18 protein-coding genes are annotated in these 20,633 nt (G+C 57.3%); 11 read left to right on the top strand and 7 right to left on the bottom strand.

The window, feature by feature from the left end:
* Window positions 1-38 precede the first annotated feature (38 nt).
* The 7 genes from JJO78_RS01980 to JJO78_RS02010 all read left to right on the top strand — a co-directional run bounded on the left by JJO78_RS01980 (window position 39) and on the right by JJO78_RS02010 (window position 8,242).
* Complete coding sequence (locus JJO78_RS01980; protein WP_041332820.1) at window positions 39-1,001, top strand: radical SAM protein; 963 nt, start codon at window positions 39-41, stop codon at window positions 999-1,001.
* 186 nt (window positions 1,002-1,187) lie between these two features.
* Window positions 1,188-2,591 carry a sodium:solute symporter family transporter gene (locus JJO78_RS01985; protein WP_007154860.1) on the top strand — a complete coding sequence of 468 codons (1,404 nt, stop codon included), beginning with the start codon at window positions 1,188-1,190 and terminating at the stop codon, window positions 2,589-2,591.
* 11 nt (window positions 2,592-2,602) lie between these two features.
* Window positions 2,603-3,565 carry a metallophosphoesterase family protein gene (locus JJO78_RS01990; RefSeq protein WP_075196333.1) on the top strand — a complete coding sequence of 321 codons (963 nt, stop codon included), beginning with the start codon at window positions 2,603-2,605 and terminating at the stop codon, window positions 3,563-3,565.
* 149 nt (window positions 3,566-3,714) lie between these two features.
* Window positions 3,715-4,230: a diaminobutyrate acetyltransferase gene (ectA, locus tag JJO78_RS01995; protein ID WP_075196332.1), complete on the top strand. Its 516-nt coding sequence runs from the start codon at window positions 3,715-3,717 to the stop codon at window positions 4,228-4,230.
* 131 nt (window positions 4,231-4,361) lie between these two features.
* Window positions 4,362-5,630 (top strand): diaminobutyrate--2-oxoglutarate transaminase, encoded by a 1,269-nt coding sequence (ectB, locus tag JJO78_RS02000; RefSeq protein WP_075196331.1) that lies wholly within the window; start codon window positions 4,362-4,364, stop codon window positions 5,628-5,630.
* Window positions 5,631-5,681: 51 nt separating this feature from the next.
* Window positions 5,682-7,124 (top strand): aspartate kinase, encoded by a 1,443-nt coding sequence (locus JJO78_RS02005; RefSeq protein WP_075196330.1) that lies wholly within the window; start codon window positions 5,682-5,684, stop codon window positions 7,122-7,124.
* A 119-nt stretch (window positions 7,125-7,243) separates the two neighbouring features.
* A complete protein-coding gene (locus JJO78_RS02010; RefSeq protein ID WP_127402068.1) occupies window positions 7,244-8,242 on the top strand; it encodes a sigma-70 family RNA polymerase sigma factor in 999 nt (332 codons plus the stop codon).
* Between the two features lie 24 nt (window positions 8,243-8,266).
* Here the strand turns inward: JJO78_RS02010 and JJO78_RS02015 are convergent, their stop codons facing one another.
* The 3 genes from JJO78_RS02015 to pdxH form a co-directional block, all read right to left on the bottom strand.
* Window positions 8,267-8,719 carry a DUF3429 domain-containing protein gene (locus tag JJO78_RS02015; protein WP_041332826.1) on the bottom strand — a complete coding sequence of 151 codons (453 nt, stop codon included), beginning with the start codon at window positions 8,717-8,719 and terminating at the stop codon, window positions 8,267-8,269.
* 219 nt (window positions 8,720-8,938) lie between these two features.
* Complete coding sequence (locus JJO78_RS02020; protein ID WP_127402069.1) at window positions 8,939-9,526, bottom strand: DNA-3-methyladenine glycosylase I; 588 nt, start codon at window positions 9,524-9,526, stop codon at window positions 8,939-8,941.
* A 40-nt stretch (window positions 9,527-9,566) separates the two neighbouring features.
* Window positions 9,567-10,202: a pyridoxamine 5'-phosphate oxidase gene (pdxH, locus tag JJO78_RS02025; protein WP_075196326.1), complete on the bottom strand. Its 636-nt coding sequence runs from the start codon at window positions 10,200-10,202 to the stop codon at window positions 9,567-9,569.
* A 224-nt stretch (window positions 10,203-10,426) separates the two neighbouring features.
* Between pdxH and JJO78_RS02030 the strand changes: the two genes are divergently transcribed.
* On the top strand, window positions 10,427-13,339 hold the full coding sequence (locus tag JJO78_RS02030) for a DUF748 domain-containing protein (RefSeq protein WP_226909997.1): 2,913 nt from the start codon (window positions 10,427-10,429) through the stop codon (window positions 13,337-13,339).
* Window positions 13,340-13,351: 12 nt separating this feature from the next.
* On the opposite strand, the gene JJO78_RS02035 is transcribed toward JJO78_RS02030, so the two are convergent.
* Window positions 13,352-14,191 carry an amino acid ABC transporter substrate-binding protein gene (locus JJO78_RS02035; protein WP_226909998.1) on the bottom strand — a complete coding sequence of 280 codons (840 nt, stop codon included), beginning with the start codon at window positions 14,189-14,191 and terminating at the stop codon, window positions 13,352-13,354.
* 110 nt (window positions 14,192-14,301) lie between these two features.
* Here JJO78_RS02035 and yfbR point away from each other — a divergent pair, with 110 nt between their 5' ends.
* On the top strand, window positions 14,302-14,895 hold the full coding sequence (gene yfbR, locus JJO78_RS02040) for a 5'-deoxynucleotidase (RefSeq protein WP_127402071.1): 594 nt from the start codon (window positions 14,302-14,304) through the stop codon (window positions 14,893-14,895).
* 357 nt (window positions 14,896-15,252) lie between these two features.
* On the opposite strand, the gene JJO78_RS02045 is transcribed toward yfbR, so the two are convergent.
* The 3 genes from JJO78_RS02045 to JJO78_RS02055 form a co-directional block, all read right to left on the bottom strand.
* The gene (locus tag JJO78_RS02045) at window positions 15,253-16,605 is read right to left on the bottom strand and encodes a HipA domain-containing protein (RefSeq protein ID WP_075196323.1); all 1,353 of its coding nucleotides are present in this window, start codon (window positions 16,603-16,605) and stop codon (window positions 15,253-15,255) included.
* Between the two features lie 240 nt (window positions 16,606-16,845).
* Window positions 16,846-17,880 (bottom strand): SPFH domain-containing protein, encoded by a 1,035-nt coding sequence (locus tag JJO78_RS02050; protein WP_127402072.1) that lies wholly within the window; start codon window positions 17,878-17,880, stop codon window positions 16,846-16,848.
* A gap of 2 nt (window positions 17,881-17,882) precedes the next feature.
* A complete protein-coding gene (locus JJO78_RS02055; RefSeq protein ID WP_041332833.1) occupies window positions 17,883-18,341 on the bottom strand; it encodes an NfeD family protein in 459 nt (152 codons plus the stop codon).
* A gap of 238 nt (window positions 18,342-18,579) precedes the next feature.
* Between JJO78_RS02055 and JJO78_RS02060 the strand changes: the two genes are divergently transcribed.
* Both JJO78_RS02060 and JJO78_RS02065 read left to right on the top strand, forming a co-directional pair.
* Window positions 18,580-19,395: an SDR family NAD(P)-dependent oxidoreductase gene (locus tag JJO78_RS02060; protein ID WP_041332835.1), complete on the top strand. Its 816-nt coding sequence runs from the start codon at window positions 18,580-18,582 to the stop codon at window positions 19,393-19,395.
* Window positions 19,396-19,534: 139 nt separating this feature from the next.
* Entirely contained in the window at window positions 19,535-20,632 is a 1,098-nt protein-coding gene (locus JJO78_RS02065; protein ID WP_036201928.1) for a GGDEF domain-containing protein, read from the top strand.
* Window position 20,633 lies beyond the last annotated feature (1 nt).

Raw genomic sequence — 20,633 nt, forward strand, 5'->3', positions numbered from 1 at the left:
TTTGGCACTCATAGATTCATCGTCAACACGGAGCAGCTATGCCCCTGACCCAAACCGCCGAAAGACGTATTCCCGCCGTGGAAGTGCTGGAACCGAGGGCCCGCGACAGCTGGACCCACACCCGCAACGGCGACCCGCGCGGCTACATTGATTCCGACAAGCTCAAGGAACTGTGGATTCATACCGGCACCGCCTGCAACCTGGCCTGCCCGTTTTGCCTGGAAGGGTCACACCCCGGCGATGGCCGTATTCCGGGCATGAAGTTGAGCGACGTGAAACCCTTTATTCACGAAGCCCTGGATATGGGGGTGGAGCAGTTCTCCTTCACCGGCGGTGAGCCTTTCGTGATCAAGGATTTCATCAATATCCTCGATTACGCCAGCCAGCACCGTCCCTGCTTTGTCCTGACCAATGCCACGGATCCGCTGCTCAAACGCCGTCATCAGGTGCTGCCGTTACTGGACAACGCGTACCCGATCCATTTCCGCGTCAGCCTGGACTTCCCTGACCGGGCCCGGCATGACGTGGACCGGGGTGAAGGCAGTTTCGATAAGGCATTGGAGGGGATTCGCTGGCTGGTCGACCAGGGTTTTCAGGTATCGATTGCTCGCCAGACCGATCCGGAGGAGATTCCGGCGGATGTGGAAGCGGCTTTCCGCGAGATTCTGCGGGACTGGGGCATTCCTGAAACGCTGGCATTCACCGCGTTCCCTGATCTGGGGACGCCCGGCTCAGAAGACGGCAGCCCGGAGATTACCGAAACCTGCATGGAGAAATACCCCACCAAAGAGGCACGGTCGCACTTCATGTGCACTTATACGCGCATGCTGGTGAAGCGGGATGACCGGGTGCGGGTGTATGCCTGTACGTTGGTGGATGACGATCCGCAGTATGACCTTGGCGGGACACTGGCGGAGAGCATGGATGAGCGGATTATGTTGCGGCATCACCGGTGTTTTGCCTGTTATCGGTTTGGGGCTAGTTGTTCGGCGCCTGGGTGATTCTTTTTTAGGACTGGTTGCTGGGAGTTGGCGGTCTGGGGGTGGTGTTTTATTTCCTTGAGAAAAAGAACTCGCTTTGTTCAGACACCTTTTTCCTGGCGGAAATAAAACACCACCCCCAGACCGCGGTTGAATGACTGCAATTCGCTGGATTAGAACAAAGAACGGACGAGGAAAAGACAGACGATGAATTTCACGGAAGCGACCCTGTTTTGGGGGTTTTTGGTGGTTTATGGGGTGGTGATGTATGTGTTGTCGCCCAAGAGCAAAAACGCCAATTCGTTCTATAAAGGTGCGGATGATCAGGGTAACCCGGTAAGTCAGTGGTCGCTGACGGCGAGTATTTTCATCAGTTGGATCTTTGCCAAGTCGGTGACCAACGCGGCCAACCTGGGGGCTGCTTATGGTGTCACCGGCGGTCTGGCGTACGCCAGTTACTGGCTGTCGATTCCCGTGGCCGGCTACATCATCTATTTGATTCGGACCCAGACCGGTGCCCGCAGCCTGCAGGATTTCCTCACGTCGCGCTTTGGCCGGCTGGCCAGTCTGGCGTTTGCGGCGGCCATCCTGATCCGTCTGTATAACGAAGTCTGGAGTAACACCGCCGTGGTGGGCGGCTATTTCGGGCTGCCGGGTGAGTGGGAGTACTACTCCGCGGCGATGCTGTTTACCGTCTTTACTCTCGCCTACAGCCTGAAAGGTGGCCTGCGGTCGTCGATATTCACGGATGTGATTCAGGCGTTCGTGTTTGTGTTCTTTGTCGGCGCGGTGCTGTTCCTGATTGTGCCGGCCAATGACACCAGTGCCCTGCTCACCGACGGTGAGTTCAAGCTCAATGCCGGCTTTGACCTGTTGCTCGTCGCGCTGTTGCAGATGTTCAGCTACCCCTTCCACGATCCGGTGCTAACCGACCGCGGCTTTGTGAACAAGGAAAAAACGATGTTGAAGAGCTTCGTGGTGGCAGGACTGCTGGGCTTTGTGGCGGTGTTCATCTTCAGCCTCGTCGGTGTTCACGCACGGCTCAATGGCATTGAGGCCATGGGTAATGCGCCCGCGGCTGTCGGACAATCGCTTGGGTTGGCGGCGCTCTTCTTCATGAGTGTGGTGATGATGACCTCCGCCGGCTCCACGCTGGATTCCACATTCAGTTCACTGGCCAAGTCCCTGGCGGTGGATCTGCCACGGCTGGCGAAACGTGCCAAAGACCGCTTGCCGAGCGTTCGCGTGGGCGCGGTCATCATGATTGTGTTCGCACTGCTGGGTAACCTGCCGATGTTTGCCGGCACCGATATTCTCAAGGCCACCACCATTTCCGGCACCATGGTGATGGGGCTGGCACCGGTGTTCCTGTTTTACGGTTTTACCCGCTGGTCGCCCTGGAGCTTTCATCTCAGTTTCTGGACCGGCCTGGGTCTGGGTGTGCTGCTGGCAACGGGGCTGATTCCCGCCAGCTGGGCCATCGGTGACGGCAAATACGCCATGCTGCTGGGTGTAAACGCCTACGGCTTCCTGATCTGCACCGCCGGTTTCTTTGTGCCGCTGGTCGTCCGCCGACTTGCCGGGCGCTCTCTGGCGGCCGGGGAGGTTTAGGAGGTGGTGTCGTGACCGAGGGCCGGAGTTGTCCGCTGGCGTATCGCTACGATCCGGCGTCGCTGTGTGCTGAGCCGCAACAGGTGGCCGGGGACGTGCTGTATGTTATCGGTGGCCTGTACGGAAATCCCCTTGCCCTGGATGAAATCGAGCGATTGGCACGGGCGGAGGAGCGACAGGGTCGCCGGGTGACGTTGGTGTTTAACGGGGATTTTAACTGGTTTAACGCCACCGACGGGCTGTTCCGGGAGATCAACAATCGGGTGCTGGAGCACACCGTCAGCCTGGGCAACGTGGATTATGAACTGGCCAACCCCAATGATGGCGCCGGCTGCGGTTGTGCCTATCCGGATTTCGTGGATGAGGGCGTCGTGGCACGTTCCAACGCCATTATGGGGCGGCTGCAGGGGGTGGCCGGGGAGCATTCCGATATTCAGGCGCGGTTATCCCTCTTACCCCGTTACCGTTGCCTGATATTTGGAGGCCTAAAGGTTTTGGTGATTCACGGCGATCCGGAGTCCCTCGCCGGTTGGGGGTTGGCCTATGAATCCTTTGTGGCTGGTAACGAGGCGAAGCTGACGGAGTGGTTCCTGGCCAGCGGTGCTGATGTGATTGTCTCCACCCACACCTGCCTGCCAGTACTGTGGTCGGGAATGGTGAACGAGCGACGTTGTGTGGTTGCCAACAACGGGGCAGCCGGAATGGGGAATCTGCGGCAGGACCCCCGTGGGTTGATCACCCGGATCGGTCTGGCGAGCCCCGTGGCTGAGCCGGTTGCCGGTCTTGAGCGGCAGGGCCTGAATGTCTCACTGTTACCCGTGGACTATGACGTCGACGCCTGGTTAGAGCAGTTTGACCGGCTCTGGCCGGCGGGTTCGGCCGCCGCTGTGTCGTACCGGGACCGGATCGTTGGAGGGACTTCGATAACCGCAGACGATATTACGTTTCCCCCTGGAAGGGGCTCTATAGGGTAACGAATTTGTCACTGGCGGTTGGTGTAATAATGTCTATTCTGAAGGTGAGAGGTAGCCATCGGGGCTGGCGGCCCCAGAGCGCCGACTTGAAATATATTTTGTGGTCTATATAATTTAACGCTAACTTTTTGAGGCGAATCGATCACGTTATGACATCAGAAGGCTCGAATACCACCGCCATCACCCTCCGCACGCCGGTCAAGGATGATGGCTACAGGCTTCACCAGTTGGTGGCACAATGCCCCCCGCTGGACCCTAACTCGATCTACTGCAACCTCCTGCAGTGCAGCCATTTTGCCGAAACCGGCGTGGCCGCGGAGATAGACGGCGATCTGGTCGGCTTTATTTCCGGATATATTCCCCCCCAACAGCCCAAAACCGTTTTTGTCTGGCAGGTGGCCGTTCACGAGAAAGGTCGTGGGCAAGGTCTTGCCAAGCGGATGTTGAAGGCGATTGTGGCCAGGGACGCGTGTAAAGACGTGACCCACATGGAAACCACCATCACTGAAGACAATGAGGCTTCCTGGGCGCTGTTCCGGTCCTTTGCCCGTGACATGGGTGCTGAACTGACTTACCACGAGCACTTTGAGAAAGACACCCACTTTGGCGGCAAGCACGACTCCGAGTTCCTGCTCCGCATCGGGCCTTTCACAAAGACGGCGTAGCAGCCTTCCCGAACGACCGATCCCCCTGTTTGGACTAGCCGGCAGATTGCTGAGGTGAATCTGTCACAACGGCTTCAACCAACGTGCTACCGCACAGTTACCTCGAACCTGACATGCTAAGAGGCAAGACAATGGAACTTTTCAAGTCGACCGAATCCGAAGTACGCGTTTATTCCCGTGCCTTTCCGGTGATCTTTAACCGTGCCAAGAACGCGCACCTGTACACCGAAGATGGCAAGGAATACCTGGACTTCCTGGCCGGCGCCGGGTCACTGAACTATGGCCACAACAACGACATTCTCAAGAAAGCGCTGCTCGAGTACATTGAAAGCGATGGTGTCAGCCAGGGCCTGGATATGTTTACCACCGCCAAGCACGATTTCATTGAGTCGTACAAGAAGCACATCCTGGACCCCCGTGGCCTGGACTACAAAATGCAGTTTACCGGTCCTACCGGCACCAACTGCGTGGAAGCGGCCCTGAAACTGGCTCGCAAGGTGAAAGGCCGCAATGGCATCGTGTCCTTCACCAATGGCTTCCACGGCGTCACCATGGGCGCGGTCGCGGCCACAGGTAACAAGCACCACCGTGGTGGCGTTGGCACCCCGCTGGGGAATGTGGACTTCATGTTCTATGACGGCTACCTGGGTGAGAACGTAGACACCCTGGAAATCATGGACAAGGTGTTGTCCGACGGCTCCTCCGGCTTTGAACTGCCGGCAGCGGTCATCGTTGAAGCGGTCCAGGGCGAAGGCGGATTGAACGTCGCCCGCGCTGAATGGCTGCAGGGCCTCGAGAAGCTGTGCAAAAAGTACGACATTCTGTTGATCGTCGACGATATCCAGGCAGGGAACGGCCGTACCGGCGAGTTCTTCAGTTTCGAATTTGCGGGCATCAAGCCGGATATCGTAACGGTATCCAAGTCGTTGAGCGGTTACGGCCTGCCGATGGCCCTGGTGCTGTTCAAGCCGGAGCTTGATGTCTGGGGGCCGGGCGAGCACAACGGCACCTTCCGGGGCAACAACATGGCCTTTGTAACCGCCCGCGCAGCGGTCGAGACCTACTGGAAAGACGATGCCTTTGCCAATGAAGTGAAAGCCAAGACCGAGGTTCTGGCTGAAGGGCTGCAGGCAATCTGTGACAAGTACCCGGGCGAGTTCAAGATGAAAGGCCGGGGCATGATGCGTGGCATTGAAGCCACCGACGCTGAAGTGACGGACAAGATCACCGGTCGTGCCTTTGAGAAGGGCCTGATTATTGAAACCAGCGGCCCCAATGACGAAGTGATCAAATGCCTGATGCCGCTGACCACCAGCGAGGACGATCTGCGCAAAGGTGCTAAACTTCTAGGTCAAAGCGTGGACGAAATCATGCAGGAGGGAATGAGCAAGGCGTCCTGAGACGCCTGCCATCTCCCGACACTCATTCTGCAGGATAACGACGGTAACATTATGACTAGCGAACAACATACCGTAGAGAAAATCGGCGGCACCTCCATGAGCAATTATGAGGCGGTGCGCGACAACATCATTCTCGGCGGGCGCTCCAAGGACGACCTGTACCAGCGCATCTTCGTGGTCTCCGCCTATGGCGGTGTCACCGACGAATTGCTGGAGCACAAGAAAACCGGAGAACCGGGTGTCTATGCCCTGTTCGCCGATGCCGAGTCGGACTGGGCCTGGGGCGACGACCTCACCAAACTGATCCAGTTCCTGACCGACATCAATGGCGAGCTGTTCCCGGACCCCATGCTCAAGCAGCAGGCGGACCAGTTCATCACTGACCGCATCGAAGGCGTTCGCGGCTGCCTGATTGATTTGCAACGTCTGTGTTCCTACGGGCAGTTCCAGCTTGAGGAGCATCTGCTGACGGTTCGTGAAATGCTGGCCGGTATCGGTGAGGCCCACAGTGCCTTCAACACTGCCCTGAAGCTTCAGCAGGAAGGCATCAATGCGCGGTTCGTGGACCTGACCGGGTGGCGCGACAATGAACTGCTGCCGCTGGATGAAAAGCTCAAGCAGGCATTCGACGCGGTGGACCTGAGCCGTGAGCTGCCGATCGTGACGGGGTATGCCCAGTGCAAGGAAGGCCTGATGCGTACCTTCGACCGGGGCTACAGCGAGATGACCTTCAGCCGGGTCGCGGTGATTACCAACGCCCGCGAAGCGATCATCCACAAGGAATACCACCTCAGTTCCGCGGACCCCAACATTGTCGGTGCGGATAAGGTCGTCCCCCTGGGGCGCACCAACTATGACGTTGCTGACCAGTTGGCGAACCTCGGTATGGAAGCGATCCACCCGCGCGCTGGCAAGGGCATGCGTCAGAACGAGATTCCGCTGCGGGTGATGAACACCTTCGAGCCGGAGCACACCGGTACCCTGATCACCGGCGACTACGTCAGTGAGAAGCCTCAGGTAGAGATCATCGCGGGTAACAAAGGCGTGTTTGCCATTGAGGTGTTCGATCAGGACATGCAGGGTGAGCCCGGTTCCGACCGTCGCATTCTGGAAGTGCTGGGTCGCTTCAAGGTGCGTTTCGTATCCAAGGACACCAACGCCAACACCATTACCCACTACGTGGACAGTACGCTCAAACACGTCAAACGGGTGGTCAGGGCGCTGAAAGACGAATTTCCCAACGCCGAAATCAGCACTCGCAAGGTGGCGATCGTGTCTGCCATTGGCAGCGATATCAAGGTGTCGGGCATCCTGGCTCGGTCAGTCAAGGCCCTGGCGGACGAGGATATCAGCGTTCTGGCCCTGCACCAGTGCATGCGGCAGGTGGACATCCAGTTCGTAGTGGACGAAGACGCCTATGAGAAGACCATTGTGGCGCTTCACGGCGCGCTGATTGAGCCTCACAACCACGAGTACGCGATTGTTGCAGCGTAACCTGCTGGTTTCTCTACGTCGGTAATTGCCACAACGGACAGTCTGTGCCCCCGGCAACGGGGGATCCACGACGCTGTTCCGCGCGTATTCTCTGGAAATTCGCGATCGGAACCTGTGCCATGACTGACGTTCAGAGCCCGGGGCCGTCTCCGACCATAGCCCATTCCGGCGAAACGGAATCCCTGGTAGGGCTGTACTTCAGGGATGCGTCCCGTTACGAATTGCTCACCAATGAGGGCGAGCGCCGACTTTCACGGCGCCTGACCTTCTGCTATCGGATCATATCTACCGAGCTTGCCTTGCCGGAAGGCACCCCTCAGACATTCCGCGAAGTGGTTGGAAGCCTGGGCGACGCCTGTGCTTTTTCGAGGCGGTGTCGTCGTGCCTACCATCTCGCCACCGCCAGTCGTCAGCGGCTGATTCGCAGCAATCTCCGGCTCGCGGTGCACATCGCAAGGCGCTACGCCAACCGCGGCATTCCCATGTCGGATGTCATTCAGGATGCCAATGTCGGTCTGATCAAGGCCGTGGAGCGGTTTGATCCTACCAAGGGCTTTCGTTTCTCGACCTATGCCTACTGGTGGATCAGCGAAGAGGTGAAGCGGTGCATGAAGCGTGGAACCCGGCTTGTGCATACCCCTGAAAACGTGGTCGATGAAATCCGCCTGTTGCAGAAAAAATCCCTGGTACTGCACCAGACATTGGGCCGCACGCCGTCGCAGACCGAACTGGCGCGGGAGATTGAGGTGTCGCCTTCCCGCATTGGTGAGCTGCGGGCGCTGGCCAGTCTGGAAGTGTCAGTGGATCTGCCGGTGGGCATGGAGGGTGGCATTACGCTGGGTGACAGCCTCAGTGCAGACGATCAGTCCGCGCCGGACCACGACATGGCCCAGCGTGACCGCAAACGGACACTGACCGCTCTCTTGGCGGAACTGAGTTCGCGGGAAAAGGATGTCCTGGCCAGGCGTTACGGCCTGGGCCTCCCAGAACCGGAAACCTTGCAGGTGATCTCCGATGACCTGGGAATAAGCCGGGAGCGGGTGCGGCAGATAGAGAAATGCGCCCTGAAAAAGTTACGGGGCCGTTTTATCGACCCTAACGACGAGCTCCGGGGCTAGTATTCAGGGCCGGTATCGACCGGCTTAGCCCTGGGCCAGAATGAACCAGGCGCCCGCCGCTACCTGGCACGCCAGGACAACAGCTGTCAGTCCCAGCCGCAACTTCAGATACCAGTCCGGCCAATAACCCCTCATCCAGCGAGCGTCGACCACATACAGCGCGACATAGGCCAGCGTGTAAACCAGGATCTGGCCGGCAATGGGCAGCAGCAGACCAATGCCGGCGGTGATGAAGAACACTTGGCTCAACAACATGGTTACCAGGGGGGAAATCGGGTAGCAGCGATTCTCAAGCTGCATGGCCAGTGGCCAGTAGATGCCCGCCATAAAGGCCAGAATGCCCGCGCTGTACAGGTAGAAATAGCGGGAGATGGCCAGGCTTTGTTCAGGCAGCGCAAAGAGTCCGAAAATGGCGGCAAGGAACGGTAGCAGCCCGCCAATGCCCACCACGATCGCCAGTCTGGCGACGGCAATCACGAGTGCTTCCCCTGAACCCGAATCCTCATTGGTCCGATAGCGGCGGGCTCCGTACCCACCAACTCAATGGCCGGGTTGATCGACTGCCTGAGTTCTTCCAGGGTTATTCTCACCGTATGACTCTCACCGTAAAACGCGGGGATGATGTGCTACCCACGGACTTACGAGCAACGGATCGTTTGGGATCATTCCAGTCGTGTAACGCCGAGGAAATAATAGTCAGACATTGTCCGCGAGCTCACGGCAGGCGGCGTGTTGAGGGCACTGAACGAGGTGGTCATTGACCATGCCCGTGGCCTGCATGAAGGCATATACAATGGTGGGCCCCACAAAGTTGAAGCCGCGTTTTTTCAGTGCCTTGGACATGGCTTCGGCCTCGGGCGTGTAAACCGGCACGTCGGCAAAACGCTGCCAGTGATTCTGGATAGGCTCTCCACCGACAAACGACCACAGGAAGTCACTGAACGAGTGGCCCTGATCCCGTAGCTCCAGGTAGCCCCGGGCGTTGCGGATGATGGACTCGACTTTCAGGCGGTTACGGACGATGCCAGTGTCCTGCATCAAGGCGTCGACTTTGGCCTCGTCATAACGGACGATTTTTTCAGGGTCGAAATGGTCGTAGGCGGCGCGGTAGTTGTCCTGTTTCTTGAGTATGGTGATCCAGCTCAGGCCCGCCTGCTGGCCATCCAGGCACAGCTTCTCAAACAGCGCCAGGTCGTCGTACTCGGGGCGGCCCCATACGGTGTCGTGGTAGTGAACGTAGAGCGGGTCATCGCCACACCAGGGGCAGCGTTGTTGATTGTCCATAGTCCTGCCTTCTCGTCTGAAGTTGGTGGAGCGGTGCGGGTTACGGCTGTAGACGGTCGATGTGCCAGCGATCGCCCTGCCTGACGTATTCAAAGCGGTCATGCAGGCGGCTTGGCCGCCCCTGCCAGAACTCGATTCGTTCCGGCACCACGCGGTAACCGCCCCAGAAATCGGGTAGCGGGATCGTCCCGTCCTTGAACCGGCGTTTCATCTCGGCCACTTTCTGTTCCAGCAATCCGCGGGAGTTGATCGCCCTGCTCTGTTCCGATACCCAGGCACCGATCTGGCTGCCCCGGGGGCGAGAGGTGAAGTACCTCAGGGATTCGGATTTGCTGACCTTTTCCACATGGCCCTGAATCCGCACCTGGCGGTTCAGCCCGATCCAGGGGAACAGCAGGGCGGCTTTTGGATTTTCTGCCATTTCGTGGGCCTTGCGGCTGCCGTAGTTGGTATAGAACACAAAACCGGCGTCGTCGAAGTATTTCAACAGGACGGTCCGTATGTCGGGCATGCCGTCTCCGCCTGAGGTGGCCAGTGACATGGCATTGGGCTCGAGAATGCCGGCCTCACGGGCATTCTCGAACCAGACATGGAATTGTCTGACGGGGTTGTCATCAAGGGCATCGCGCTCAAGGCCTTCGCTTTCGAAGTCTCGGCGCATATCGCTAATATCCATCCGGGTTTCCTGAATGAGGGATTTCGTTGCCTGAGTCAGTGAAAACAGAATATCGGGTTCGTTGCCCCATGTCAGTCCATCACCCTCTATAACCCCCCATCACCTTCCTCATCACCCTCCTCATCAACCCATCCGGCTGACAAACCGGTCACCGGCGGGCTATCCTTGGTGGATAGATTGGCGACAGATCGCGCCTGTCAGCAATGGACAACAAGGAGAGCCCGGTGCCTGCGAACCGCAAACGACGATTGTCTGCCAGAAATATCTCGATAGTGGTACTGGTTCTGGTGGTGATCTATGCCATCGCCGGGTTTGCGCTATTGCCGTGGTGGCTGGAGCGAACGCTGCCGGAGCGGCTGGAACAACACATGGGGTGGCAGGCCGAGATTGAAGAGGTCCAGGTGAACCCCTTCGCCATGAGCGTTGAAGCCGTTGGCCTGGAGGCCAGGGACGCTGAAGGCGAACCGGTGGTTGCCTTTGACAGCCTTTATGCCAACCTCGGGGTCTGGCGATTGCTCACCGGAATTGTCGCGCTGCAGGACATCGAACTGGAAGACCCTTACGTTCGCCTGGATTTGCTGGAGGACTACAGTGTCAACTTCGCCCGGGATTGGCAGGCCCATAATCCGGGTGGCGAACAACCGGCGCCCGAGGAGGCGGATTCCGGAGAACCGCCCAGAATCTATTTTGACCGGATCAGGGTCTCGGGTGGCGAACTGCTGTTCCGGGATTTCAGTCAGCAAGGCCAGGAAGAATTTCGGGTTACGCCCCTGGATCTGGCTTTGAACGACCTGGCCACCTGGCCCCGCGAGGACGCCGACAGCAGCTATTACCTGCTGGCGGCGGTCGGCAGCCAGACCATTGAGTGGGAAGGCGACCTGAGCATCGCCCCTCTCTATTCAAAAGGGTTCCTCAAACTGGGTGACGTGTCCCATGAAACCCTGCAGCATTTTCTCAAGCCCTATCTTCCCTATCAGCTTCGTAACGGCAGTGTGACCCTTAGCTCGCAGTACGAACTGCGTTCTGCCGGTGAACTGTATCTGACCACCTCGGAGGGCCAGCTCACGATCGACGATGTCGATCTCGGCGTTGAGGCTGATGCCGATGATGGGCTTCTGAGTGCGGATCGTCTGAGCGTAGGTGATATCCGTTTCGGGCTTAGCGAACAGGAGCTGTCCACTGGCACCGTGAACATCGATGGTGTCAGCCTGTCACTGCTCCGTGATGCGAACGGCCAGCTCAATCTTCTGGCGCCACTTCAGAATAGTGCGGATGAATCAGGTGGTGACGACACTGGCACAGGAGCGCCTTTCCGCTGGACGGTGGCCGGCGTGGAACTGGCCAACAGCGCGGTCAGTTGGCGGGACGAGCAGTCGCAACTGCCCGCAGAACTGGCCCTTGAGGACCTGTCGATCAGCATCGATGAGATCTCCCATCGCCTGGAGGAACCGGTCAATTACAACGCCAGTGGTGCGCTGAACGGTGGTGGGAAACTGTCGATCAATGGTCAGGCCACGTTGGCACCTTTCACGCTGGAAGCCGGGCTGTCTGGCAGCGGGATTGCCCTGTCGCAGTTTGGCGCCTATATCAACCAGGCGGCGAACCTGGATGTCAGGGATGGCCTGTTGTCTGTCGATGGCAATCTGGATCTCGATCAACAGCAAGACCCGCTGACGGGTACCTTTAGCGGCACTGGCGAGGTGGCCTCCCTGGATATGCGTCTTGGCGACAGTGATCAGCCCCTGATCCGCTGGCAGAGCGTGCGCCTGGAACCTTTGGAGTACAACGTCGCGCCGGCACGGCTGCAGATTGGCACCATTACCCTGGTGGGTCCTGCGGTGAACGTGGTCCGTGACAGCAACGGTACTCATAATGTTGAACGGATTGTCAGGTCCTCGCCGTCGGACGAATCCGCGCCAGCTGGAGAAACAACCAGTAGTGACGGCGAACCCGGCTTCATCTTCCGCATTGGCCAACTGATGTTGGAAGAAGGTGCCATCTCCTACACCGATCGGACCCTGGACCCGACATTCGCAACCCGGTTCGACCAGTTGCGCGGCTCAGTAACCGGGCTTAGCAACGTGGCGCCGCAACAGGGCCAGATCTCGATCCAGGGGCGGGTTGGCGATGTGGCAACCATGACGCTGGATGGTTCCGTGGGCGCCCTGGGCACCGATGATACCAGCGATCTGAAGCTGACCATGGAGAACGTCTCTCTGCCCATGCTGTCACCGTATTTTGGCCGTTACCTGGGATACAGCGTGGACAGTGGCAAGCTCAAGCTTGATCTGGATTATGAGTTTTCCGGCAGCCGTCTGGATGCTGCCAACAGCGTCATCCTGGATCGGCTGGAGCTTGGAGGCCCCGTTCCGAGTGACGAGGCCGTCAGTGCACCGGTCAAGCTTGGTCTGGCGTTGCTGCGTGACCGGCAGGGTGTCATCGATATCAACCTGCCCATCAGCGGAGATCTGGAAAGCCCGGACTTCAGTATCGGTCAGGTTGTCATGAGGACATTCGTAAACCTCGTTGCCAAAGCCGCCACGTCGCCATTCAGCATGCTGGGTTCGATTGCGGATTTTGCGGGCCTGTCGGGAGAAGAACTGGGCAATGTGCGTTTTGAAGCGGGGCGCACCGAGCTTGCCGATGGGGAAGGCGTCAAACTGGAGGCACTGGGCAAGGCCTTGAATGAACGCCCTGGTCTGGCGCTCAATGTTCGTGGAGCGGTCGCACCAGAGGCAGACGGAGACGCGTTACGGCGGCAGAAACTGTTCGAGCAACTGGGCATAGCGGATGGAGCTTCCGCGTCTACACGTATCGCTCGGCTTGAGCAGGCGTACGCGGATTCGGATTACGTGGCGTCGGTGGAAGCTTTCCGAAACGACGTTGCCGGCGGGAACGTAGAACCCGGCAAACAGGAATGGGAGCAGGCGCTGGTGAAGCGACTGATAGCCGATGTGGAACTGCCACCGGAGGCTTTGGGCAACCTGGCAACATCCCGAGGCGTATGGCTCCGGGAGCAAATGCTGCAGGAGCATGGAGCATCAGAAAATCAGGTATACCTGCTTGACCCTGTGCGCGACGCGACGGCCGATGAGGCCGGCACTGTCACCGTCAGCTTTGAGCTGGATGTGCGGTGACAGCGGCTGGGATCAAGGCGCTGCTGGCTCGGAGATGCCCGGCGGCAACTGGAGGTCGCGTTTATCGACAAATTGCTGGTACCGCCCGTCTTTGAACAGCGGCGACAGCAGTTGCTCCAATGTGGTTGCGTCGATGGGGCCGTTGTCCCGTGCCATGATATGGAGGAGATAGGTCTGATCGGGGGTATCGGACACCAGGAACCTGTCACTGTCCTCGGGGTTGTCGTTCAGGTGGCTCTGAAGATAGGAGCGACTGACCACAGCCACTTCGGCCAGTGACGGACGGTCCGCCTTGATCAGGTCAAGATTACGGCTGTGGCTATGGGAGAACTCGATATTGAATCGTTTCTCAAGCTCGGCGTTATCCGTAGACAGGCCGGCGAAGCCATAGTGATAGCCCGAGATAGCAACGAGCTGTCGCTCGGTGACGTTGTCAAAGAAGCTTTGGTCACGGCCGGGTTTGTTGAGGGCGACATAGACGTCTTCGTCCATCAGAATTGGTCGGGTAGCGTTAACAGGCAGGTTTTCCCAGCCCCAACTCGGGTTCTCAAAGAAAATAACGTCGTACAATCCGGCGTGGAAATCCAGGTGTCTGCGTTTTGGGGAAGTGTAGACAATCCGGAACGTGACCTTGTCGTTTGTTGAATCCAGCTCTCTTAACAGGTCACCGAGTAAGCCCTCCACCTTGTTTTCACTGTTCACACTGGCCACCGGAGGGAAATTATAGACGCCGACAGCGATGTTGGTCTGGGCCGAAACAGTGGTTGTAACACCGAGAGTCAGCGTTAAGCCCAGTATCAGAAGGGTGACTTTCAGCGGATGTCTGCGCTTTAATCCGAGTTGGAGTTTCAAGGTAGAGTGCTTCCCGGCATCAAGATTTGAACGTCCATTCACATTACCACTGTTTAATCTTAGTCAAAAGAGGCCAACAATAAACTCATGCAAAACGTGAAGCGCCCATTATGAAACGCCCTCTCAGTCATTTCTTTGCCTATGTGTCTCGCCTGCGGTGGATCAAGCGATGGGGGCTGATGCGCAACGCCATTGAGGAGAATGTCGCCACTCATTCCTGGGAGGTGGCTACCCTGGCTCATGCGCTTGCAATTATCCGTAACCGGCATTTTGGCGGGCAGGTCAACGCTGACCGGATCGCTGCCGCAGCGCTCTACCACGATGCCACAGAGGTTATTACAGGCGATATGCCGACACCGGTCAAATATCACTCGCAGGTTATGCGGGAAGCGTTCGGAGACATCGAGCACAAGGCGGAGGCCGAGCTACTGGCGCTGCTACCGGCGGACCTGCAGGAGGATTTTGCGCCCTATGTTCGCGAATCCGGATGGGAGCAGGAGGAGAAGGAATTGATCAAGGCGGCCGACCGGCTCTCGGCGTTGTTGAAATGCCAGGCTGAGATGCAGGCGGGCAACAAGGAGTTTGAACCAGCGGCGGGTCACATCCTGAAAAAGCTGGAGGATGACGCCCTGCCGGAAGTGATGTATTTCCTGGAAGTGTTTGCGCCGGGTTATCAGCGGCCCCTCGACAACCTCCTGGAATAGGACAATTGCTGCTATGGAGCCGGGCCTGAAATTTAGGTTTTATCGCTTTTTCGCACTATCATTCCAAGAGTTAAGTGCATGCCAAACTTTCGAAGGATCCTATTCAACGTTTTCACGGTCCCTGTCTCTGGGTCGCGCTCGATAGCGGAGATGGTCGTCGCTGAGAATCCTGCGATTCTCCCGAATTGTTTCTGGTTGAGGCCTGTAAATTTTAGACGAAGCCGCCGAATGGCTTGACCGAGGTGGATTTCCTCGGTCTGAAGTTCAGTTATAATCTCCTCTCGAATTTTGGTCCGCTCTTCCGGTGTAAGATCCGGCCGCTTTAATTTGGGCATGAATGTTTTGAATCCCGTTGAGTCAGTGTGGTTGCAGTAAACGCTCGAGCTGCTCAAGTGCCAGTTCAGGCTCATGCATTCTAATGGAGGCGTGATCCAGCATCTTGGCAGGGGCGCCACACCGCTTAAGACCATCTTTCATGCCTGTCAGTTTCGATAACTCGCCTTCCATGAGGCCGGCTGCTCTCTTGGGATCGGTCGCGAGCTCCTCTAGAATGGCGGCATAATCTGGGTTCCGTCGCCTATCCAAGAGGTGTTTCGGCCACCAGGTAGAATTTGCAATTGGCTCAGGGTCTAAAACCATTGGTGCTAAGTCATAAGCCGGCGCTAATTCAATGTCGTGGCCACGTTTTATCAAAGATGTATTTCTTCCATGGTTGTCTCTATTACCGACTGTGGTATTCAGCACATCGCGAACCAAGTAATCAGCGAGTAGAGCGTCTTTATTCTTGGGCTTTGTAATGCACTCTCGCAGTTTTTGAATCACATCCACGTGCTCAAGTCGTGCACCATCGCCTATCATTCCCATGATGGAATAAACAGATTCCATACCGTGGCGTGATACACCATCAGCCCCCACCTCCCGATCGAATCGAGGTAACCACAGTGCAACGTCGCCATTGATCTCATCGAAGAATGTGCCGACTATAGACGTGAACCCTCGAGCCTCAAGCAACTGATAAACAGCTGCCTCGCCTTCAAGAACCTGAACATCATCTTTGGATCTGTTGCCGCGCGGGAATTTTACGAGCCAGTGGCGCGAAATATCCTCTTCAGGAATAGTTCCCTCAAGCGCATACTCACCGTAATGATTCTCAACCAATAGGAGTTTCGGGGCATCACCACCGGCACCTGTGGCGCCGCCAATCGCGACATGTAAGTTGTTAGCATATTGAACTAGGGCGTCAGCGCGAGTACATACGTCTTGTCGGTCAAAGAGGACGATTTCGGACTCGGCAACCTCTTTTTCAAAGGCTTTGGCGGCCTCTTTAATCCGTAGGTTGCCAATCGGCCCAATGCACCCCTCAGTCAAGAGTCGAACATCAATTGCCTGTTCTGGGTCACGGGAATATCCAAGTTGTTTTACTAAAGCTCGGCGCCCAGCGCCTTGAGGAATAATATCGCGCAATATTGGTGCAATTTCTCCCGCCATGAAATCACCGCCCAGGATGCACGGTAGATTTACTCCGACGGCTTTCTTGTTATTCAGGTCCTCTCTTTCATAATCGCCACCCTGTTCGAGGGCCGCCAAGACATATTGAATGTCGTATGAAAACGTCGGTTTACCGAGCAGTCCGTCGGTTTCGTGTGGAAAAGCAACGGTGCCAGCATCGTGCCACTGATTGTCCCAGTGAATCTGCAGAGTGAGGCTCATTGATTCAGACCCTATGTTGCAAGAATACTTGCAACAATATTAGATGGCTCGGGCTTTATTGCAAGTTTACTTGCAAGGTAAGCGATAAAAAGCAAAATCGTTGCAAGTATACTTGCAGAGTAGATTAGAGCCTGGGTCTGTTTATTTGCTGAGCATAAGGGCAACAAGGAGTTTGAGCCAGCGACCCCTCGACAACCTACTGGAATAAGGGCTGCCGGGGCCGCTGAGTGGCGGAGCGCTCTAGCTGCTGCCGGCTGACGCCACCATGCCACCGCGCAGGCCATCCTGTTTCACACTCTGGCGCACGATGTCTTCGGGGCTGCCTGCCAGTTCCCGGAACATGCCCATGGAACCCAGCAGGGCGGATGACTCGTAGGGCACGAAGACCCGTTCCCCTTCCTTGGCCATGTTCGGCAGTACCTTGATGTAGCTTTGCCCCAGCAAATAGCCGATAACGGTCTGCTTGTTCTCTTCTGTGTCACCCATGGCGCTCAAGACCAGGCGAATGGATTCCTGCTCACCCTGGGCACGCAGGATGGCAGATTCCTTGTCGCCCTGAGCGTTGAGAATGGCGGATTCCCGCTGGCCCTGGGCCATGGCAATAGCGGCGGACTTCTCACCTTCGGCCTCGGTCACCGTGGCGCGACGCTTACGCTCGGCGGCCATCTGCAGGCGCATGGCTTCTTCCACCTCTTCCGGCATGCTGATGTCCTGAACTTCAACGCGAGTCAGCTTCACACCCCACTTTGACGCCGCTTCTTCCATTTCGGCCTGGATGGCGTTGTTCACTTCGCTACGGGATTCAAACAGCTTGTCCAGTTCCATCTTGCCCACCACGGAGCGCAGGGTGGTTTTGGCCAGAACCTCGACCGCCTGGCTCATGTTGGCCACTTCGTAAACCGCACGGCGTGGGTCGATAATCTGGTAGTAAAGCGCGCCATTGATGTTTACGGTGACGTTGTCGGTGGTTACCACCGGCTGTCCGGGGAAGTCCATGACGGTTTCGCGGCGGTCAATGCGGGTTTCGAAACTGCTGCTTGGATGATACTCGTCGCCGATGCGCACGTAGCGGGTCATGGTGATGGCGCGCGGGCGCTCAATGAAGGGGATGATGATGTTAACACCACTCTCCAGTATGCGATTGAATGACCCTAGCCGCTCGATCACCATCACTTCGGACTGGCGCACAATCACCAGGCCCTTGGCGATGATGAAAATGCCAATGACGACGAAAATAAGGCTGATCACCAGCCCCGGGGAAACCACGTTTTCCATGTTTACTGCTCCTTTTTAGTGATCGTGTGAACAACGGCAGTGGTGCCGTCAAAACGTTCGAAAGTAACCTCGGTGCCTGCGGGCAGTTCGGTCATGCCGGTATCGCTGGTACGCAGGCGATAGAAGTCGCCGTTGACCTTGATGCCACTGGCGCCGTCAAAATCGCGCTTCAGCGTGCGATACTGCTTGCCCTGCTCGACGCCGGTGCCGGTTGTCCCGTAAGCGACACCCTTGGGGGAAAACCTCGGTTTGATCCAGCGAATGGCAATGGGTACCAGAATGCCCGAAAACACGCCCATACCGACCAGTTGCCATTCGAAAGGCGCGCCGAGAGCGGTCAACAGCGCCGTTAAAGCAGCTGCGATCCCCAGTGCCAGTAGCACCAGCACACCAGACGTCAGTTCTGCGAGACTCAATACGAGGGCGAGTATCAGCCAGAAATGCGTGAGACTCCATTCCATACAGCAACATCCACTAGTGACAGGAAAAAGGGTTGGCCAGGAGATTGTAACCAAACCCGGCCAACGTCGTCCCGGATTGTGCACATTCGTGGGGACGGAGTCACGATATTCGTGGTGTTGCTGAACCCCGGGTATCGGGTGGCCCGAATGCCCCGGTCATAGGCGCGCTTTTGCCATATCCAGCGGCCCGACACCTGTTAGAGTAAGCAACACATCGCACAACAAGAGGTCATCGTCCATGAAAGATCTGAACAACAGGGTAGCCGTGGTTACCGGCGCGGGTTCCGGCATAGGCCGGGCGCTGGCCGTGGCACTGGCGGAAAAGGGCTGTCGCCTGGCGCTTTCCGATGTCAACGAGACAGGCCTTGCGGAAACCGCAGCTGGCTGTAGCGGGGCGGAAGTTCGCACCTATACCCTGGATGTCTCAGACCGGGATGCCATCTACGCTCATGCTGAGCAGGTCGCCAGGGATTTCGGCCAGGTGAACCTGGTGATTAACAACGCCGGCGTTGCCCTGTCCGCATCTGTGCGGGAGATGACCGACGATGACTTCAAGTGGATCATGGACATCGATTTCTGGGGCGTGGCCCATGGTACCCGGGCCTTCCTGCCGCACCTGATCGCCTCCGGGGATGGTCACGTGGTGAATATTTCCAGCGTGTTCGGACTTATTGGCGTACCCAAGCAAAGCGCCTATAACGCGGCTAAATTCGCAGTTCGTGGCTTTACCGAGTCACTGCGCCAGGAAATGAAGCTGGAAAAGCAGTCGGTCGCGGTGAGCTGCGTTCATCCCGGTGGCATCCGCACCAACATTGCGAATGCGGCGCGTATGGGTAAATCGGAGAACGCCGAAGCCCAGCGCAAGGGCTTCGACAAGATCGCCATGACCACTCCGGAAAAGGCGGCGAATATTATCGTCCGTGGCATTCTGAAAGATGAATCCCGAATTCTGGTCGGGCCCGATGCCTGGGGTATCGATGCCCTGAACCGGGTTCTGGGGTCCGCCTACCAGCCTCTGGTTGAGCGTTTTTCGCGGAAAAATCTTTACGTCTGAAACCCTTTTTCATGCTTGCCGTATTTCGGTGGTTTCGCGGCAGTTCGCCGGGATGATTGAAGCCCAGTGACTGCCGCTGTATATTTTGCATACAGCCACCGATATTCCAATCTCGCTGTATTTCAGGGAAAGAGGCAGCATGAACACTCCCCAGCACCCGGACCTTGGTGCGTCGCTTGAACAAAGCCGCTCAGGCCTCCGGGACACCCACCGTCGTTCGTTGATGCGAGCACTGTTTCTCGTGACCGCCTCTGCACTGGTGGTTTTTGGCTGCCTGCAGATTCTGAACGGCTATATCTGGCTCGCGACGGGGGAGCTCATTGCGAGCCTTATCCTTTTCTTTGGGGTTACCCGAATCAATCGCACACCTCGTCTCCAGGTCTGGATCTACAGTTATCTGGTGACGGGATTTTCCTTCGCCTTGATGATCATGCTGGTACCCGAAGCCTCGGTGTCTGCCTTCGTGTGGGTGCTGATGATACCGGTTCTGGCGTATTTGCTGCTGGGAAAGAAAGAAGGTTTCCTGCTCAGCGCGCCGTTCGTGGTGGCGGGCTGCGTCACTTACTACTTCCACCTGGAGTTCGTCGCTGATGCCGGCGGCGTGATCGACCTGCTAAACATGGTGCTCTGCGCCATCCTGATGCTGAGTTTTATCCATCTTTATGAAGCCCGTCGTGAGGAAGCCGAGCAAAAATTGTTCACTCTTGCACAGACTGATGCACTCACAGGGCTGGCCAATCGTGCGAACTTCCAGAGCACCCTGGCCCGCACCATCGCAGAGTGTGCCCGCAGTGGCTCGGGATTTGCCCTGGTGATTATGGACATCGACCACTTCAAGGTAGTGAATGACACCATGGGCCATGACGCCGGAGACCACGTTCTGCAAAACATTGGCAAGCAGCTCACCGAACGTCTGCGGACCACCGACGCAGTGGGACGATTGGGCGGAGAGGAATTCGGGTTGATTCTGCGGGATGTGAAACTCGAGGATTCGTTCCAGTTAATGGACGAGTTGCGCCAGCGTATTGCCGACAGCGAACTTCCTTATGGTGATGCCCTGATCCGGGTGACCGCATCGTTCGGAATTGCGCATTATCCCGATCATGCCATCGAAGCCGAGTCCTTGTTCCGGATTGCCGACCGCTGCCTGTTCAGCAGCAAGCGGGCCGGGCGCAATCGGGTCGCCAGGGCGGGCCTTTCGCCGGTCAAAGGCCCGCTTGCGACAGCAAGGACTTAGT

Source organism: Marinobacter sp. DS40M6, from assembly GCF_028581595.1.
Lineage (GTDB): Bacteria > Pseudomonadota > Gammaproteobacteria > Pseudomonadales > Oleiphilaceae > Marinobacter > Marinobacter salarius.

Coding starts and splice junctions, on each gene's coding strand:
- ectA (WP_075196332.1), top strand. CDS start 3,715: ATGACATCAGAAGGCTCGAATACCACCGCCATCACCCTCCGCACGCCG.
- yfbR (WP_127402071.1), top strand. CDS start 14,302: ATGAAACGCCCTCTCAGTCATTTCTTTGCCTATGTGTCTCGCCTGCGG.
- JJO78_RS02060 (WP_041332835.1), top strand. CDS start 18,580: ATGAAAGATCTGAACAACAGGGTAGCCGTGGTTACCGGCGCGGGTTCC.
- JJO78_RS01980 (WP_041332820.1), top strand. CDS start 39: ATGCCCCTGACCCAAACCGCCGAAAGACGTATTCCCGCCGTGGAAGTG.
- JJO78_RS02050 (WP_127402072.1), bottom strand. CDS start 17,880: ATGGAAAACGTGGTTTCCCCGGGGCTGGTGATCAGCCTTATTTTCGTC.
- JJO78_RS02055 (WP_041332833.1), bottom strand. CDS start 18,341: ATGGAATGGAGTCTCACGCATTTCTGGCTGATACTCGCCCTCGTATTG.
- JJO78_RS02020 (WP_127402069.1), bottom strand. CDS start 9,526: ATGGACAATCAACAACGCTGCCCCTGGTGTGGCGATGACCCGCTCTAC.
- pdxH (WP_075196326.1), bottom strand. CDS start 10,202: ATGGATATTAGCGATATGCGCCGAGACTTCGAAAGCGAAGGCCTTGAG.
- JJO78_RS02045 (WP_075196323.1), bottom strand. CDS start 16,605: ATGAGCCTCACTCTGCAGATTCACTGGGACAATCAGTGGCACGATGCT.
- JJO78_RS01985 (WP_007154860.1), top strand. CDS start 1,188: ATGAATTTCACGGAAGCGACCCTGTTTTGGGGGTTTTTGGTGGTTTAT.
- JJO78_RS02065 (WP_036201928.1), top strand. CDS start 19,535: ATGAACACTCCCCAGCACCCGGACCTTGGTGCGTCGCTTGAACAAAGC.
- JJO78_RS02010 (WP_127402068.1), top strand. CDS start 7,244: ATGACTGACGTTCAGAGCCCGGGGCCGTCTCCGACCATAGCCCATTCC.
- ectB (WP_075196331.1), top strand. CDS start 4,362: ATGGAACTTTTCAAGTCGACCGAATCCGAAGTACGCGTTTATTCCCGT.
- JJO78_RS02005 (WP_075196330.1), top strand. CDS start 5,682: ATGACTAGCGAACAACATACCGTAGAGAAAATCGGCGGCACCTCCATG.